Here is a 16,218-nt window from a genome sequence, read left to right on the forward strand (position 1 = left end):
GGCGCTTACTACTTTTTGACATTTCGGGTTCTGATTATTCAGGACCCTTTTTTGTGTCTTCATGTCCTTTTGTAGAACAATGGGAAGCCTGACGCAGTAACTTCTAAGATCCAATCAAAAGGAGGAGAAGTTAAGTGGCAATCGAGTTAAAGACGCAATTTAAAAACAGTAAAAAAGTATATGTCGGAGGGTCAAGGCCAGACATACATGTACCGATGAGAGAAATAGAACTGAGTAGGACGAATGTTAATTTTGGCGTGGAAGAGAATGAACCGGTTCGTGTATACGATACAAGCGGACCTTATACAGATGAGCGTTACCAAGTCGATATTAATAAAGGGTTACCTTCTGTTCGCACAGAGTGGATCTTGGAACGTCAAGATGTCGCGGCTTACCCGGGACGTGAAATCGAGCCGGAAGATAACGGCTATAAAGGAGACGATCCTCGTGCAAACGTAGAGGCGTTCCCTACTATTAAACGTAACCCAATGCGGGCAAAAATGGGTCGTAATGTGACTCAAATGCATTATGCGAAAAAAGGAATTATCACACCGGAAATGGAGTTCATCGCTATCCGGGAAAATGTTGATCCTTCATTTGTAGTAGAAGAGGTAGCAAATGGCAGGGCCATCATTCCTGCCAATATCAATCATCCTGAATGTGAACCAATGATCATCGGTCGTCACTTTCATGTGAAAATAAACGCGAATATCGGAAACTCTGCCGTATCATCTTCCGTTGAAGAAGAAGTGGAGAAAATGACGTGGGCAACTCGTTGGGGTGCCGATGCCATAATGGACTTATCAACAGGTAAAAACATTCATACAACAAGGGAGTGGGTCATTCGAAACTCCCCTGTCCCTGTTGGTACGGTACCGATATATCAAGCACTTGAAAAGGTTAACGGGGTTGCTGAGAATCTTACATGGGGTGTGTACAGGGATACATTGATCGAACAGGCGGAGCAGGGTGTTGACTATTTCACCATTCATGCAGGTGTATTATTGAGGTATATTCACCTGACGGCTGATCGTACAACAGGCATTGTTTCCCGTGGAGGTTCAATCATGGCACAATGGTGTCTTGCCCATCATAAAGAGAACTTTCTTTATTCACATTTTGAAGATATATGTAAGATTTTAAAAGCCTATGATATCTCCGTTTCCTTAGGAGATGGTTTAAGGCCCGGATCAATTGCTGATGCGAATGATGAAGCACAGTTTGCCGAGCTTGAAACTTTAGGCGAGCTAACCAAAATTGCTTGGAAGCATGATGTACAGGTGATGATTGAAGGCCCTGGTCATGTACCGATGCATATGATTAAAGAGAATGTGGATAAGCAAATGGAAATCTGTCATGAAGCTCCTTTTTATACCTTGGGCCCATTAACGACAGATATTGCCCCGGGGTATGATCACATTACTTCCGCCATAGGGGCTGCCATGATCGGTTGGTTTGGAACAGCCATGTTGTGCTATGTAACACCGAAAGAGCATCTGGGATTACCGAATAAAGATGATGTGAGAGAGGGTGTCATTGCATATAAAATCGCTGCACACGCAGCGGATTTGGCGAAAGGGCATCCAGGGGCACAAGTAAGAGATAATGCCGTTTCTAAGGCTCGATTTGAATTTAGATGGAATGACCAATTTAATTTATCCCTGGACCCGGAACGTGCAAGGGAGTATCATGATGAAACACTTCCTGCAGAAGGGGCAAAAACGGCCCATTTTTGTTCAATGTGTGGACCGAAATTTTGTTCAATGAGAATATCACATGATATAAGGGAAATGAAGGAGAATAGCATTGATGACGCTCATAAGGAAATAGAAAAAGGATTGAAAGAAAAATCGAAGGAGTTTGTGGAAAATGGATCAAACATCTATCGATGAGCCTCTTTGTCATGTACTCAAATTGAAGAATGATATCATAAAGCTCAATCAGAGGGTTATCCAACTCGAAAAAGAAGTGAAGAGCATCCAGGAAAACTGCAGGCATGTCTTCTATGAAACGCATGTAACAAGATCTTGTATCATATGTCATTATGTAGAAAGTACCTATTATTAGAAACGTGTAAGTTATAGATTAAATTTCTTTTGACAGCTTGTATGGACCGTGCTACGATTATTACAAATTTCGGAATAGTAAATGAATATATATGTGTGACTCTTATTGAGAGAGGTGGAGGGACTGGCCCTGTGAAACCCGGCAACCATTCAACCGATGTGTTGAATAGGTGCTAATTCCTGCAAAGCAAATGGCTTTGGAAAATAAGAGAGGATTCTAATAAACATGAAGCCCTCTCTATCGCAAGAGAGGGCTTTTCGTTTTTATGAAAGAAAAATTAAATAAACAAATGCAATAGGTGCTGAGTCATGCTCAGCTAAAAGGGAAGACCGGTGAAAATCCGGCACGGTCCCGCCACTGTGATGGGGAGCGACTTATCATTCAACCACTATTTCTGTTGAAATGGGAAGGGATAAGGAGCTGTGAACCTAAGTCAGGAGACCTGCCTGTTGTATGCGCTTATGCTCTACGTGGATATAGAGAGGGGTGAGGAATACGTGTTGAGAATACAAATTGGTCTCAACTCTAGTTAGTGATACGTATGAATCTCTCTTTCATTTGAAAGAGAGATTTTTTTGTTGATGACAATCATATCAAGTATAAGGAGTGAGGAATGAATGAGTAAGGTGATCAGTTCCAATTTAGGTTATCCAAGGATCGGTGAAAAGCGTGAATGGAAAAAGACACTGGAACAATTTTGGGCAGGGAAGATTGAAAAGGATTCCTTCTTAGAGCAAATGGAAGAAATACGAGTCAACCATTTGAAGAAGCAATTAGATCAGGGGATTGATTTAGTTCCGGTTGGAGATTTCAGCTTATATGATCATGTGCTTGATACAGCCGTCATGTTCGGCTTGGTTCCCGAGAGGTTTCATTATAGTGGGGGTAAGGTCTCTCTTGATACGTATTTTGAAATGGCCAGAGGATCGAAGGACGCGGTGGCATTAGAAATGACAAAATGGTTTAACACCAACTATCACTATCTCGTGCCTGAACTTGATGGGATCATACCTCAGTTAGTGGAAAATCGTCCCCTGCATTTTTTTAGAGAGGCAAAACAAAAGCTGGGTATAGAAGGGAAACCGGTTATCTTAGGTCCTTTCACTTTTGTGAAATTGTCTAAGGGGTATGAAACCGGTGATTATAAAACTCTTGTTGCTCGATTTGTCCCTCTTTATGCTGAAGTACTGCGTGAATTACAGGAAGAGGGGGTAGAGTGGGTACAAATGGATGAACCGATCTTATGCACATCCATCGGGGATGAAGAGATGGATCAATTCAAGGAAGTCTATCAAACGTTTAAAGAATCCTGCCCCGGGTTAAAGATCATCCTTCAAACCTATTATGATAGTTTGGAAAGGTACCAGCGGGTGTTAGCACTCCCGGTAGACGGCATAGGGATAGATTTTGTGCATGATCGTGGTGAGAATTTGGCGGCGCTGAAAAAATTTGGTTTTCCTAAGGATAAATTCCTGGCTGCCGGCATTCTTGATGGCAGGAATATTTGGAGAAGTAATCTTGCTGATACCCATTCGCTTCTATCGTCCCTTGCGGGGGATGTTCCGGGTGATCGCTTGATCATACAACCATCATGCAGTTTACTACATGTACCTGTAACCGTGCAGAATGAAGAAACAATTGGTACACCTCTCATTGACGCTCTATCATTCGCTGATGAGAAATTACATGAAATCACTATTTTAACGAAGGGGATTCGTAAGGGAGCCGAGACAATAGAAGATGATATCTCTGAAAGTGAAACGGCGATAAGGAATTTAAACGAATCAACGCTGCGTAATAATAGGAAGGTGCAGGAAGAGGTTGAAGAATTGCATCCCAACAATGTCGGGAGAAAAGATCCTTTCCATTTTCGTAAACAGGAACAGGCCAAGTACTTTTCATTACCTTTTCTACCTACCACTACAATCGGCAGTTTTCCTCAAACCCAGGAAGTGAGAAGGCAAAGGCTGAAATGGAGGAAGGGAGATCTTTCTGAAGGGGAGTATCAGCAATATATTCAGGCAGAAATCAAACGTTGGATTGAAATTCAGGAACAAATCGGCCTTGATGTGTTTGTACATGGTGAATTCGAGCGGACGGATATGGTTGAATTCTTTGGTGAGAAATTAGAAGGTTTTCAATTTACGAAGTATGGCTGGGTACAATCATACGGTTCCAGATGTGTGAAGCCACCACTCATATATGGTGATGTGAAATTTAAAGAACCTATGACCGTTAGAGAAACGGTATATGCTCAATCCTTAACGGATAAACCGGTGAAAGGGATGTTAACGGGCCCGATCACAATTCTAAACTGGTCATTTGTTCGGAATGATGTATCACGTTATGAAGTAGCTAATCAAATCGCTTTTTCTCTTCAAAAAGAGATAGAGGAATTAGAAGCCAATGGCATTCGTATGATACAAGTTGACGAGCCGGCACTTAGGGAAGGACTGCCTTTAAAGAGTGAAAATTGGGAGGAATATCTCAACGCTGCCGTTTACGCTTTCAAATTGGCCACTTCATCAGTACAGAACCAAACCCAGGTCCATACACATATGTGCTATTCGGATTTTGAAGATATTATAGATGCCATCAGTGATCTGGATGCTGATGTCATCTCGATTGAAACCTCAAGAAGTCATGGGGAATTAATCCAAGTTTTTGAAGACAATACGTATGACAAAGGGATTGGACTGGGGGTATATGACATACACAGTCCCCGGGTGCCGAAGCGTGAAGAATTAATCCGTAATATACACCGGGCTCTTGAAGTGCTGGATGCCGATTTATTCTGGGTCAACCCGGATTGTGGTTTGAAAACACGTGGGATCGATGAGACGGTATCAGCTCTTAAAACCATGGTGGAAGCGGCGGAACAAGTGCGTGAAGAGATGCTCATGAAAAAGGAAGGATAATTGTCAATATGATCGAGTACCGATGATTACGTTCCTTTGATCCACCTTTTCAAAATGCAGGGCGCAGTTGAAAAGAATTGCGTCCTGCTCATAAGGAGATAAAAAGAAAATGCCATACATAGCCATAGGAAGAATCATTCAAGTATTTAATGAACATCAGCCAAATCGCACTATCCTATATTTGGTGAGTGATAAGGGGATCGATGAGTTCCCAAAAGGGAGGGTTTCATTAAAAACCGCTTTAGCATGGCAGGCGGAAGAAAAGATATGCAATGTCTATGCTCCCAGTTAAATTTTAGAGGGAGAAAAAAATAAGCTTCCCAAAATCCTTTGAATTGTGTTAACTTAATGTTATACATAGTTTACATACGCAAGGGGGATTTGAAAGTGAACGGAGAAAAACTAAGGGTGATCATTCACTGTGCCATCTTTGCTGCGATTACGGGGATTTTCGCTCAAATCGAGATTCCACTGCCACTCGTTCCAATCAGCGGGCAAACATTAGCAGTAGGAATTACAGCGACGATTCTTGGAAGCCGATATGGTGCGTTCGCCATGGTATGCTATGCAGCCCTCGGAGCAGTCGGTGTTCCTGTATTTGCAGGCTTCAGTGGAGGGGCACAGGTACTGGTCGGTCCTACGGGAGGCTATATTTTCGGCTTTATCATAGCGGCTTTCTTTACAGGCTTCATTCTTGAGAAAACAAAATTCACCATACCGATGGCGATGATTGCCAATACAGTCGGAATGATCATTACGTTGATCCTGGGTACCATTCAACTGAAATTCGTAGCCGACCTTAGCTGGAATCAGGCAATGGCAGCTGGGGTATATCCATTTATCGTTGTTGGACTTATCAAAGCATTCCTGGCCAGCTGGATTGGAATCACTGTAAGACAACGACTGGTTCAGGCGAGATTGATCGGGAATCGGAAAGCAGCAGCATAATGAAAAAAAGTTGACTCCTTGTTGGGAGTCAACTTTTTTATGACTAAAATTTATACATAGACCAATAGCCAATATCCTTGAATCCGATTCGCTTATAAATTTTTCCTGCTTCAGGATTATCATAGAATAGGCATAACTCTTTTCCTTCTTCTAGTACGTCACGACATAGCTTCGTCATGCACTCGGTGGCATACCCTTTTTTCTTATGCTCAGGATGTGTGCAGACAGCGACAATCATCGCAGACATACTGTTTTCGGCGGTTGTGGAAGCAGAAGAAACAAATTTACCGTCTTCTTCTACATAATAGCTTCTCGAAACACCGGCCTCCATGCTATGTTTTCTTTCTTCTACAGAAAAATCGCCACCACTAAATTCAGGGATGCTGTTCAATAGGTCCACAAGTTTAGGTAGATCAGTGAGGGTAGCCTGTTGTACATGAGGCAGGTCTTGTCGATCCATTGATTCCGTGTTGTCACATTTCGCATAGTGCATATGTCTTATTGATTTAATTTCTCTGGATAAAAAGGGTTCAACCTGCGTCACGATCCTTTTTAATCCAGAAACGATACTGTAGTCTTCAGTCTCATTAATGATTGCGGCAAACCCTTCCGCATCAAATTCCCCCATGGAAAAAGGGATGAAGTTTTCTCTGTACTTAAGGAGGATTCCCCTCAAATTCCCTTCCGCGTCAAAGTCGCCCCAGATTTTCTGGAATTCCTGTTCATATCCGAAGGCTTCGATGTCCCCGATAATAAACAAATTCTCAGCCGGCTGCTTATGAATGAGTTGCTGGCAAATATCATGATCTTGTTCTGTAAGCTGTCTGATCATCTTGGTTCCCCCCTGTAAATAATCATTATCATACCAAAATTAGAAATATTTAGTAAAGAGTTATTTTTAGGGGAATTTGATTAATAGACGATACAAATGATGTAAATTGAATAATTTCAGTTGGACTAACAGAAGTTATGAATAGCTACACTTTTCTTATGAAATACCATGCGTGGTTTTAAATTCATTAAAATAGGGAATCTTAGCATCAAACACAGTTACTAGGAGGGAAACTCATGCTTTGGACCATTATTGGAATTCTTTTAGTCCTTTGGTTACTCGGATTGATTTTTAAAATCGGAGGAGCCATCATCCATGTTTTACTTGTTATTGCCATTGTTGTCTTTTTATTTAACAGAATCACCGGGCGTAAAAAAGGATTATAACCATAACAAAGGTCCGTCCCTCAAAATAGAGGGACGGACCTTTGTTATATAGACTATTTTACGGCCGGGCCGCCTTTAAGTTCGATTTCAGATGGTACGTTTGAGAATTTCTTGAAGTTTTCGTTGAATTTGTGGGCAAGTTCTTTTGCCTTCACTTCATAGGCTGCTTCATTGGACCAGGTTTTCTTTGGTTGAAGCACTTCGTCAGGAACACCAGGAACGTGAACAGGGATGTTCAGACCAAAGATGTCGTCCGTTTCAGTTTCAACGTGAGTGAGTTCCCCTTCAAGAGCTGCTTGAATCATAGCACGGGTGTAAGATAACTTCATGCGGTTACCAACACCGTATTCTCCACCGGTCCAACCAGTGTTCACTAAGAATACTTGTGCATTGTGCTCATCGATTTTCTTCCCAAGCATCTCAGCATAACGAGTTGCCGGGAGTGGCAGGAATGGTGAACCAAAGCATGTCGAGAAAGTGGCTTGCGGTGAAGTGATCCCGCGCTCAGTACCTGCAAGCTTCGATGTATATCCGCTCAAGAAGTGATACATTGCTTGTTCTTTCGTCAGCTTGCTGATCGGAGGTAATACCCCGAATGCATCAGCGGTTAAGAATACAATGGTATTTGGATGTCCTGCAACACTTGGTTCAACGATGTTATCCATCGCTTGAAGAGGGTACGCAGCACGAGTATTTTCTGTTAACGTGTTATCCTCATAATCAGCGATGCGGGAATTGTCATCTAGAACCACGTTTTCAAGGACAGAACCGAAACGGATCGCATCAAAGATTTGTGGCTCCTTTTCACGTGTCAGACCGATACACTTAGCGTAGCAGCCGCCTTCGATATTGAATACACCGTTAGGAGACCATCCGTGCTCATCATCGCCGATTAAACGACGGTTCGGATCTGCGGACAATGTCGTTTTGCCTGTACCGGATAAACCGAAGAACAATGCCACATCTCCTTCACGTCCGACATTTGAAGAACAATGCATGGAAAGGATATCGGATTCTGGAAGTACGTAGTTCATGACAGAGAAGATCGATTTCTTCATTTCACCTGCATACTCAGTTCCACCTATTAGGACAATTCTTCTTTCAAATGATACAATGATAAATGTTTCAGAGTGAGTTCCATCTTCTGCTGGATCTGCCTTGAAGTTCGGGGCAGAAACGACGGTGAATTCTGATTGATGACCTTTTAGCTCTTCTTCTGTAGGGCGAATGAATAATTGGTGAGCGAAAAGATTATGCCAAGCGAATTCGTTGATCACTTGAATCGGTAGTCTATGTTTTGGGTCAGCACCTGCGAACCCTTTGAAAGAAAATACTTCTTCTTTTTCTTTTAAGTAATCTAATACTTTTGTATATAGTTTATCGAATGATTCTGAAGAGATTGGTTGATTGACAGAACCCCACTCAATCTTATCCTTCGTGGATGGTTCTTCTACAATGAATTTATCCTTAGGAGAGCGTCCTGTGTATTTACCAGTTTCTGCTCTGACTGCACCTGATGATGTTAAAGCGCCTTCATTTCGTTGAAGGACTTTTTCAACTAGTTGGGAAACAGATAATTGTTCCTGAATGTTTTGACCGTTAAGTAATTCTGTTAATTCATTAGACATGCTCACTGAATTCATTAGAACCCTTCCTTTATATAAATTTAATGATCTCGTTTGCTTCACAAAAATAGTATAACACAATTGAATCATTAGTCTATACTATTTATTCAATTTTATAATGTGTCTTCATATTGTCACATTTTTTGTCCGAAAATAGCTTGTACCTTCTTATATATATGAAGAAAAAATCATAATGTTTAGCCTCATTGCCTAATTAGGTTATTTTAAGAGGCCAAGATAGGTTTGAATCATGAAAAGACCAAGCTTGAATGGTTAAACATGTCACTAGAAAAAAAGTTGACACCATTTGTACGAAACGTTATCATAGTTCCTTGAACGGATACTCTTATCCTGAGCTGGTGGAGGGAGCAGACCCTATGAAACCCAGCAACCTGCTAAATAGTTAATGGATCTTATTCTTTTGAAACGATCCGATTAAGCGAAGGTGCTAAACTGAGGCAAGGTCCAAGAACCTTGAACGATAAGAGAGAAAAGGCGCGGCTATGATCTGAAACCTTTCCTCTAATGCTTTAATCATGAGGAAGGGTTTTTTCTGTTTATAGTGGATCAAATGCACATAATGCATGATTTTTTTATAAAAAAACCATGTTTACTTCATACTACTTAGGGAATGAGTACCGTATCTGTTTAATGTTTTGTTAGATCAAAGTCTAACAATTATGCTTAAGGAGGAACCTTGATGTCAACTAAACGTCGTCTGTTTACATCTGAGTCCGTAACCGAAGGACATCCAGATAAAATTTGTGACCAAATCTCTGATTCAATTCTTGATGCAATTCTTACAAATGATCCGAATGCTCGTGTAGCATGTGAAACGTCTGTTACGACGGGTCTTGTTCTTGTTGCGGGTGAAATTACAACGAGTACGTATGTCGATATTCCCAAAATCGTTCGTGAAACGATCCGTGAAATTGGCTATACTCGTGCGAAATATGGCTTTGATGCCGAGACATGTGCTGTATTAACATCCATCGATGAGCAATCTGCTGATATCGCTCAAGGTGTAGATCAGGCACTTGAAGCTCGTGAAGGTCAAATGACGGATGAAGAAATTGATGCAATCGGTGCAGGTGACCAGGGGTTAATGTTTGGATTCGCTTGTAATGAAACGAAAGAGCTTATGCCTCTTCCGATTTCCCTCGCCCACAAAATTTCCCGTCGTCTGACTGAAGTTCGTAAAGAAGAAATCCTTCCTTACTTACGTCCGGACGGAAAAACTCAAGTAACCGTTGAATATGATGAAAACGATAAGCCGGTTCGTATTGACACGATCGTTATCTCAACTCAGCATCATCCTGAAGTGACGCTTGAGCAAATCCAACGTAACCTAAAAGAATATGTCATCGATCCTGTTGTACCGAAAGAATTGATCGATGAGCAAACAAAATACTTCATCAACCCGACTGGTCGTTTCGTTATCGGCGGACCACAAGGTGATGCAGGGTTAACAGGACGTAAAATCATCGTTGACACATACGGCGGATACGCTCGTCACGGTGGCGGTGCATTCTCTGGTAAAGATGCAACGAAAGTGGACCGTTCTGCAGCCTATGCAGCACGTTATGTAGCGAAGAACATTGTGGCAGCAGGACTTGCTGAAAAATGTGAAGTTCAATTAGCGTATGCAATCGGTGTTGCTCAACCGGTATCCATTTCAATTGATACATTTGGAACAGGTAAAGTATCAGAAGACGTTCTAATTGACGTTGTTCGCAATAACTTTGATCTGCGTCCTGCAGGAATCATCAAAATGCTGGACCTTCGTCGTCCGATTTACAAGCAGACAGCTGCTTACGGACACTTTGGCCGTAACGATATTGATCTACCTTGGGAGCGTACGAATAAAGCGGAAGCATTAAAAGCGGAAGCGTTAAGCGAATAAGGAAAGATAGAGATAGAAGAGACCAACACTTATCAGGGTGTTGGTCTTTTTTTACGATATGGTACGACGGTGGGGAAGTTTGTTGTGCCGAATGGCAGGTATATCGAGATTATGGCAGATATATTTTGAAAATGGCAGTTGAATCCGAAACGGGGACCCGCCTGCAAGAAAATATTCCATGAGTATTCTCAGGAAGGTTGGGGTATCCCAAGTATAGGATATTAAAATGGGTTGATGCTTTTATAATATTGTCCTTTTTCTGCGTATTCTTTCGAAATTCGCTTCATTTCGCTAATGTCATGTTCATTTAACTCTCTCACCACTTTTGCTGGCCGACCGAATGCCAGTGTGTTGGGTGGAATGACTTTGCCTTGTGGAACAAGGCTTCCTGCCCCGATAAATGCTCCTTCTCCAATTTCAGCATTATCGAGAATGATCGACCCCATGCCGATCAATGCTTTCTTTCGGATTTTGCAGCTATGTAGAATCACTCCATGGCCTACGGTTACTTCATCTTCAAGAATAAGAGGGTTATTTGGGCTCTGATGAAGAATGGAATTATCCTGTATATTTACTTTATTACCGATTTTCGTTGGAGCGACGTCCCCTCTGATGACGGTGTTAAACCAGATGCTGGACTCTTCACCGATCTCCACATCCCCGGAAATGGTGACATAATCGGCAATGTATGCCGAGTGAGCGATGATTGGTTTTTTATCATAATATGGATAGAGCATTTTATACTACCCCTTTCAAGAATATTTACTATAATAATGGTAGCAGAATTCATTCACATAGAGAACTATTAAGGAGGAATTGCCATGTGGAAATGGGAAACAGATCAAGAAGCAAAGGCAGTCATCGTCATCGTTCATGGAGCAATGGAGCATCATGGTCGGTACGGGTGGCTCATTGAAATGTGGCGTGCAACAGGTTTCCATGTCATCATGGGGGATTTACCAGGTCAGGGGATGACTTCAAGAAGTAAAAGAGGACATATCGATTCGTTCGATGAATATATAGTTGAAGTGAAAGATTGGGTACAGGCGGCGTACCAATTTGAATTGCCTGTATTTCTGATTGGTCATAGTATGGGTGGGCTTGTTGCGGTCCGTATGCTTCAGGAATCCCATGTGAACCTGGCAGGGGTGATATTGTCCTCACCTTGTTTAGGCTTGGTCACGACCCCGTCAAAGCCGATCGAGCTCTTGTCCCACGGTTTAAATAAGATCGCTCCCATGGTGAAATTCCCATCAGGATTAACGATCGATATGGCAACGAGAAATGCAGATGTACGTGAAATTGACAGCAACGATTCACTCTATATCACCAAGGTGTCTGTCCGCTGGTACAGGGAGCTCGCCCAAGCGATAAAACTGGCTTTTGTAAACTTGGAAAAAATGCCTGACGTCCCTCTGCTCGTGTTGCAGGCTGGTGACGACAAAATCGTCGATAAAAAAGCAGTGAAAAAGTGGTTCAACGAACTGTCTTTATCTGAAATGCATTACAAAGAATGGCCGAAATGCTATCATGAAATCTATAATGAACCAGAAAGAGAAGATATCTTTGAGTACTCCAAAATTTTCATTGAAAGTCGTTTGAAAGCGCTAGGATACATTTTGTAAAAGAGGTGGTAAAGGTGTCCATACCAAGTGATCCCTTTTCGTTAATGACAAGAGTATACCGAAATGTTTTTCCGATTGTTCATAAAGAATTAGATGAGTGGAAAAGGCGGGCTGAATCGATCCCCAATCAGGAATTAAGAAGTCAGGCCCTTGCCAGTATCGAACATAAAACGTTTCACTGTGAAGGTGGATCGATCCTTTCCCTGCTGGCACTGGACAAGAAAGAAGAAACGATTCGATTCATCGTCGCCTATCAAACGATAAGCGATTATTTGGATAATCTGTGTGATCGAAGCGTTTCCCTGGATCCCGACGATTTTGCCCTTCTTCATCAATCCATGAAAGACGCCCTGACGGTGGGCGCTGTGCCTGTCAATTACTATGCTTTAAGGGCCGATCAGGATGACGGGGGGTATCTGAGGGATTTAGTGCTTACCTGTCAGTCGGTTCTTGAAGCATTACATCACTATGACAGCATCAAAAAGGATCTTATACAACTTTGTGAATACTACTGCGACTTGCAGATACATAAACATGTAAAAAAAGAAGAAAGGGTAGGAAGGCTGCAGAATTGGTTTGAAACTCACCGTTCGAACCTTCCGGAAATGAATTGGTACGAGTTTTCCGCCTGCTCCGGATCCACACTCGGTATCTTCTGTTTAGTGTCATACGCATGCCGGAGCGATTTTCAGCCGTCTCACACAGAAAAAATCAAACGTGGATATTTTCCATACATTCAGGGCTTACATATTCTTCTTGATTACTTCATCGACCAGGATGAGGACCAGGAGGGGGGAGATTTGAACTTCTGCTTCTATTACGAGGATGATGAGCATTTAAAGGAGCGGCTGTTACATTTCCTGCAAAAAGCAGACGAGCACACCCATGAACTGCCCCATGCCCATTTTCACCGGCTGATCAACAAAGGACTCATCGGCGTTTACCTGTCAGACGACAAGGCAAATAAACAAGAAAAAGTACAATCCTTCTCCAAACAATTCATCGCACAAGCCGGCTGGATCACCAGATTCTTCTACATCAACGGAAAAATCTACCGAAAATGGAGAAATCGTAGAAAAACATCCTAAAAAAGAGGGACGGACCTTCGACACCAGTGTCGAAGGTCCGTCCCTCTTTTTGTCTCTTTCATCAAACTTAAGTCGTATGAGTAAATACTAAATTCGACCTTTAATACCATATTTATACAAATAATATTCGTTGAGTTCTTTCGTATTACGACATAATACCCATCTGATTCTTATCGGAATATCATACTATTTATCTAAAAATCCATTATTTCGTAATACTAAATAACTAATGTATTCTGAAAAGATTTACTTTTCAGAATAATGAAGTATATTTTAATTAGTGTAAAAATTTAGTACATAAAAAGAGGGGGAATACTGTTTGAAATCTCGTAAAGTATTATCGATGGCCATGGTTGCGGCATTAAGTGTAGGAGCATTTGCTGTACCTGGATCAGCTGCAACCACAGTGCCTGAAAATGTGTTAGCGAAGCCGGCATTGAAACATGATCATAAACATGGAGGGCCTTTTGATTTAGGCATTGCGAATGACGAACGCCTGATTGAAATGCTGAAGGAAGAAGGCAAGATCAAGCAAAATGCGACAACCGCTGAAGCGGAAAAAGCATTGCAAAAGTTCCTGAAAGCGAAAGCGGAATCTGCTGAAAAAGAAGCGGAAGAAGGCGAACTAGAAGGTGAAGAAGCAGAAGTGAAGACTAAGCTTCAAAAAGAAATGAAGAATAACAGCTTGACTTCAGGTAAGGGAAATAAGCTTGGAAAAGCAAAGAAGAATGCACCGGCTTCTGTGGAAGAAGAAGCATATAATGGAGAGAAAAGAACGGATGAAGTATTAGTTCTATTAGTGGATTATCCCGATAAGCCACATAATTCTATGACAGCTGATGAAACTGATATGTATTACGAAGGTGATGATGCTTATTCCCGTGAGCATTATCAAGATATGTTGTTTGGTACAGGGGGTTGGACAGGCCCAGACGGTAAAAACTATGTTTCCATGAAGCAATATTATGAACAACAGTCAGGTGGAAGCTATTCTGTAGAAGGTGAAGTTGCAGGGTGGTATACAGCGAGTAAGCCTGCAGCAGCATATGGTGGAAATGATCCACAGCCTGACGGAAGTGATGTTGATGCTCGAGGTCTTGTAAAAGAAGCTTTAGCAGCAGCAGCTGCAGATCCTGATGTAAACCTTGCTGACTATGACAAATGGGATCGATATGATCTAGATGGTGATGGAGATTATCTTGAACCAGACGGACTTGTTGATCACTTAATGGTTATTCACTCTGGTGTGGGTGAAGAAGCAGGCGGCGGATCGTTAGGGTCAGACGCAATCTGGTCTCATCGTTGGAATTTAGGTGGTATTTTCCCAATCGAAGGTTCTCCGGCACCTGAAGTGGATTATTGGGGAGAAGGAACAATGTATGCTTACGACTACACTATCGAACCTGAAGATGGTGCTGTCGGGGTCATGGCCCATGAATTCGGTCATGATTTAGGTCTTCCAGATGAGTACGATACCCAGTACACAGGAACAGGAGAGCCGGTAAGCTACTGGTCCATCATGGCAAGTGGAAGCTGGGCTGGGGATATTCCGGGGACTCAGCCTACTGGATTCAGTCCTTATATGAAGGAAATGCTTCAGTCATCTGCAGTGGTGGATAATGAAGGTACTGAAGGTAATTGGTTAACGGGTACGGAAGTGAGCATGGGTGATGTTGATAGAAAAGGAGAAGAGGTTCTTCTTGACGAAGCAAACACAAAAGGTACAAACAACGACGTAGTGAAAGTCAACCTTCCTCAAAAAGAAACAGTCATCAATGAGCCGGCGAGCGGTGAATATGAGTACTTCTCAGGAAGTGCTGATGACTTACACAATTATTTAACTACTACTGTGGATTTAACGAATGCTACATCTGCTAAGTTCAATTTCAAAGCTTGGTATGACATTGAAACAGATTGGGATTATGCATATGTAACAGTGAACGGTGAACCGGTGGCAAGTGATATTACTACCGATACTAATCCTAACGACTCTAATCTTGGAAATGGAATCACTGGTTCTTCAAACGGCTGGATAGACGCTTCATTCGACCTTTCAGCTTATGCTGGACAAGAAGTTGAAGTAGCAATCGAGTATGTAACAGATGCTGCCGTTTCAAATCCAGGCTTATATGCAGATGATCTTTCTGTAGTAGTGGATGGACAAGAAGTATTGTTTGATGACGCTGAAGGCGACGCTAAATTCAATTTAGACGGCTTCACGAAAGACGACGGTATCAAACGCTCGGACCACTACTACCTACTGGAATGGCGCAGCCACAACGGTGTCGATGAAGGTCTTGCCAACATCCGCCGTGGTGCAAGCATAATGAAATATGATGGTGGTCTGGTAGTATGGTACGTTGACAAACAATTCAGCGAAAACTGGACAGGAGCTCATCCTGGAGATGGATTCGTCGGTGTTGTCGACGCAGACCAAAAGACAAACTATTGGAGTGATGGTACAGCTGGATCGACTCGTTACCAGGTTCACGATGCTGCATTCAGCTTGAATAAATCCGAGAAAATGTTCTTGGATTACTCTGATATTACTGGTATCACGATGAAAGACAACCACACCAAACGTAACCCATTATTTGACGACAGTGCGGATTACAGCAACAAAGGTATGGTAGACGCCGGACGTAATGTACCGAACTATGGATTGAAATTCCGTGTAATTGGAGAAAGTGCTGACGGAACAGTCGGTAAAGTGTTAATTTACAAAAAATAAGTAAGTAAAGGGTGACTGCCTTCCCGGCAGTCACCCTTTAAGCATGTTATTGGACATTTTTTACTTCTGAATTGATAATAATACTCACATCAATT

General features: G+C 42.1%; 12 protein-coding genes and 3 riboswitches. Of the genes, 9 read left to right on the top strand and 3 right to left on the bottom strand.

All coding sequences use genetic code 11. The features are described from left to right. Positions 1–134: 134 nt before the first annotated feature. The 4 genes from thiC to RSX31_RS08120 all read left to right on the top strand — a co-directional run bounded on the left by thiC (position 135) and on the right by RSX31_RS08120 (position 5,933). A complete protein-coding gene (gene thiC, locus RSX31_RS08105) occupies positions 135–1,892 on the top strand; it encodes a phosphomethylpyrimidine synthase ThiC (protein ID WP_315634216.1) in 1,758 nt (585 codons plus the stop codon). Positions 1,893–2,166: 274 nt separating this feature from the next. Then, positions 2,167–2,277, top strand: a riboswitch (SAM riboswitch). A 69-nt stretch (positions 2,278–2,346) separates the two neighbouring features. After that, a riboswitch (cobalamin riboswitch) is annotated at positions 2,347–2,531 on the top strand. Between the two features lie 153 nt (positions 2,532–2,684). Next, complete coding sequence (gene metE, locus RSX31_RS08110) at positions 2,685–4,985, top strand: 5-methyltetrahydropteroyltriglutamate--homocysteine S-methyltransferase (protein ID WP_315634217.1); 2,301 nt, start codon at positions 2,685–2,687, stop codon at positions 4,983–4,985. 109 nt (positions 4,986–5,094) lie between these two features. Continuing rightward, positions 5,095–5,277 carry a hypothetical protein gene (locus RSX31_RS08115; protein WP_315634218.1) on the top strand — a complete coding sequence of 61 codons (183 nt, stop codon included), beginning with the start codon at positions 5,095–5,097 and terminating at the stop codon, positions 5,275–5,277. Between the two features lie 89 nt (positions 5,278–5,366). Further along, positions 5,367–5,933 (top strand): biotin transporter BioY, encoded by a 567-nt coding sequence (locus RSX31_RS08120; protein WP_397548082.1) that lies wholly within the window; start codon positions 5,367–5,369, stop codon positions 5,931–5,933. A gap of 43 nt (positions 5,934–5,976) precedes the next feature. Here the strand turns inward: RSX31_RS08120 and RSX31_RS08125 are convergent, their stop codons facing one another. Then, a complete protein-coding gene (locus RSX31_RS08125; RefSeq protein ID WP_315634220.1) occupies positions 5,977–6,765 on the bottom strand; it encodes a GNAT family N-acetyltransferase in 789 nt (262 codons plus the stop codon). Between the two features lie 236 nt (positions 6,766–7,001). Between RSX31_RS08125 and RSX31_RS08130 the strand changes: the two genes are divergently transcribed. Then, complete coding sequence (locus tag RSX31_RS08130) at positions 7,002–7,151, top strand: lmo0937 family membrane protein (RefSeq protein WP_113969836.1); 150 nt, start codon at positions 7,002–7,004, stop codon at positions 7,149–7,151. Positions 7,152–7,204: 53 nt separating this feature from the next. Here RSX31_RS08130 and pckA read toward each other — a convergent pair whose 3' ends face one another. Continuing rightward, the gene (pckA, locus tag RSX31_RS08135; protein ID WP_315634221.1) at positions 7,205–8,794 is read right to left on the bottom strand and encodes a phosphoenolpyruvate carboxykinase (ATP); all 1,590 of its coding nucleotides are present in this window, start codon (positions 8,792–8,794) and stop codon (positions 7,205–7,207) included. A 325-nt stretch (positions 8,795–9,119) separates the two neighbouring features. Further along, a riboswitch (SAM riboswitch) is annotated at positions 9,120–9,264 on the top strand. Between the two features lie 212 nt (positions 9,265–9,476). On the opposite strand from pckA, the gene metK reads away from it, so the two are divergent. Then, the gene (metK, locus tag RSX31_RS08140) at positions 9,477–10,679 is read left to right on the top strand and encodes a methionine adenosyltransferase (protein WP_148996160.1); all 1,203 of its coding nucleotides are present in this window, start codon (positions 9,477–9,479) and stop codon (positions 10,677–10,679) included. Positions 10,680–10,900: 221 nt separating this feature from the next. Here metK and RSX31_RS08145 read toward each other — a convergent pair whose 3' ends face one another. Beyond that, positions 10,901–11,416: a gamma carbonic anhydrase gene (locus RSX31_RS08145; protein WP_315634222.1), complete on the bottom strand. Its 516-nt coding sequence runs from the start codon at positions 11,414–11,416 to the stop codon at positions 10,901–10,903. An 84-nt stretch (positions 11,417–11,500) separates the two neighbouring features. Here RSX31_RS08145 and RSX31_RS08150 point away from each other — a divergent pair, with 84 nt between their 5' ends. The 3 genes from RSX31_RS08150 to RSX31_RS08160 all read left to right on the top strand — a co-directional run bounded on the left by RSX31_RS08150 (position 11,501) and on the right by RSX31_RS08160 (position 16,123). After that, complete coding sequence (locus tag RSX31_RS08150) at positions 11,501–12,304, top strand: alpha/beta hydrolase (protein WP_315634223.1); 804 nt, start codon at positions 11,501–11,503, stop codon at positions 12,302–12,304. 14 nt (positions 12,305–12,318) lie between these two features. Then, positions 12,319–13,392, top strand: a complete 1,074-nt coding sequence (locus RSX31_RS08155; protein ID WP_148996159.1) for a tetraprenyl-beta-curcumene synthase family protein — start codon at positions 12,319–12,321, stop codon at positions 13,390–13,392. Between the two features lie 319 nt (positions 13,393–13,711). Then, on the top strand, positions 13,712–16,123 hold the full coding sequence (locus tag RSX31_RS08160; RefSeq protein WP_449619199.1) for an immune inhibitor A domain-containing protein: 2,412 nt from the start codon (positions 13,712–13,714) through the stop codon (positions 16,121–16,123). Positions 16,124–16,218 lie beyond the last annotated feature (95 nt).

The sequence above is a fragment of the Rossellomorea yichunensis genome, from assembly GCF_032337515.1.
GTDB lineage: Bacteria > Bacillota > Bacilli > Bacillales > Bacillaceae_B > Rossellomorea > Rossellomorea yichunensis.

Bases quoted from the DNA above. Each gene is read 5' to 3' on its own strand.
- metE (WP_315634217.1), top strand. From the start codon at position 2,685: ATGAGTAAGGTGATCAGTTCCAATTTAGGTTATCCAAGGATCGGTGAA.
- RSX31_RS08115 (WP_315634218.1), top strand. From the start codon at position 5,095: ATGCCATACATAGCCATAGGAAGAATCATTCAAGTATTTAATGAACAT.
- RSX31_RS08125 (WP_315634220.1), bottom strand. From the start codon at position 6,765: ATGATCAGACAGCTTACAGAACAAGATCATGATATTTGCCAGCAACTC.
- RSX31_RS08130 (WP_113969836.1), top strand. From the start codon at position 7,002: ATGCTTTGGACCATTATTGGAATTCTTTTAGTCCTTTGGTTACTCGGA.
- pckA (WP_315634221.1), bottom strand. From the start codon at position 8,794: ATGAATTCAGTGAGCATGTCTAATGAATTAACAGAATTACTTAACGGT.
- metK (WP_148996160.1), top strand. From the start codon at position 9,477: ATGTCAACTAAACGTCGTCTGTTTACATCTGAGTCCGTAACCGAAGGA.
- RSX31_RS08145 (WP_315634222.1), bottom strand. From the start codon at position 11,416: ATGCTCTATCCATATTATGATAAAAAACCAATCATCGCTCACTCGGCA.
- RSX31_RS08150 (WP_315634223.1), top strand. From the start codon at position 11,501: ATGTGGAAATGGGAAACAGATCAAGAAGCAAAGGCAGTCATCGTCATC.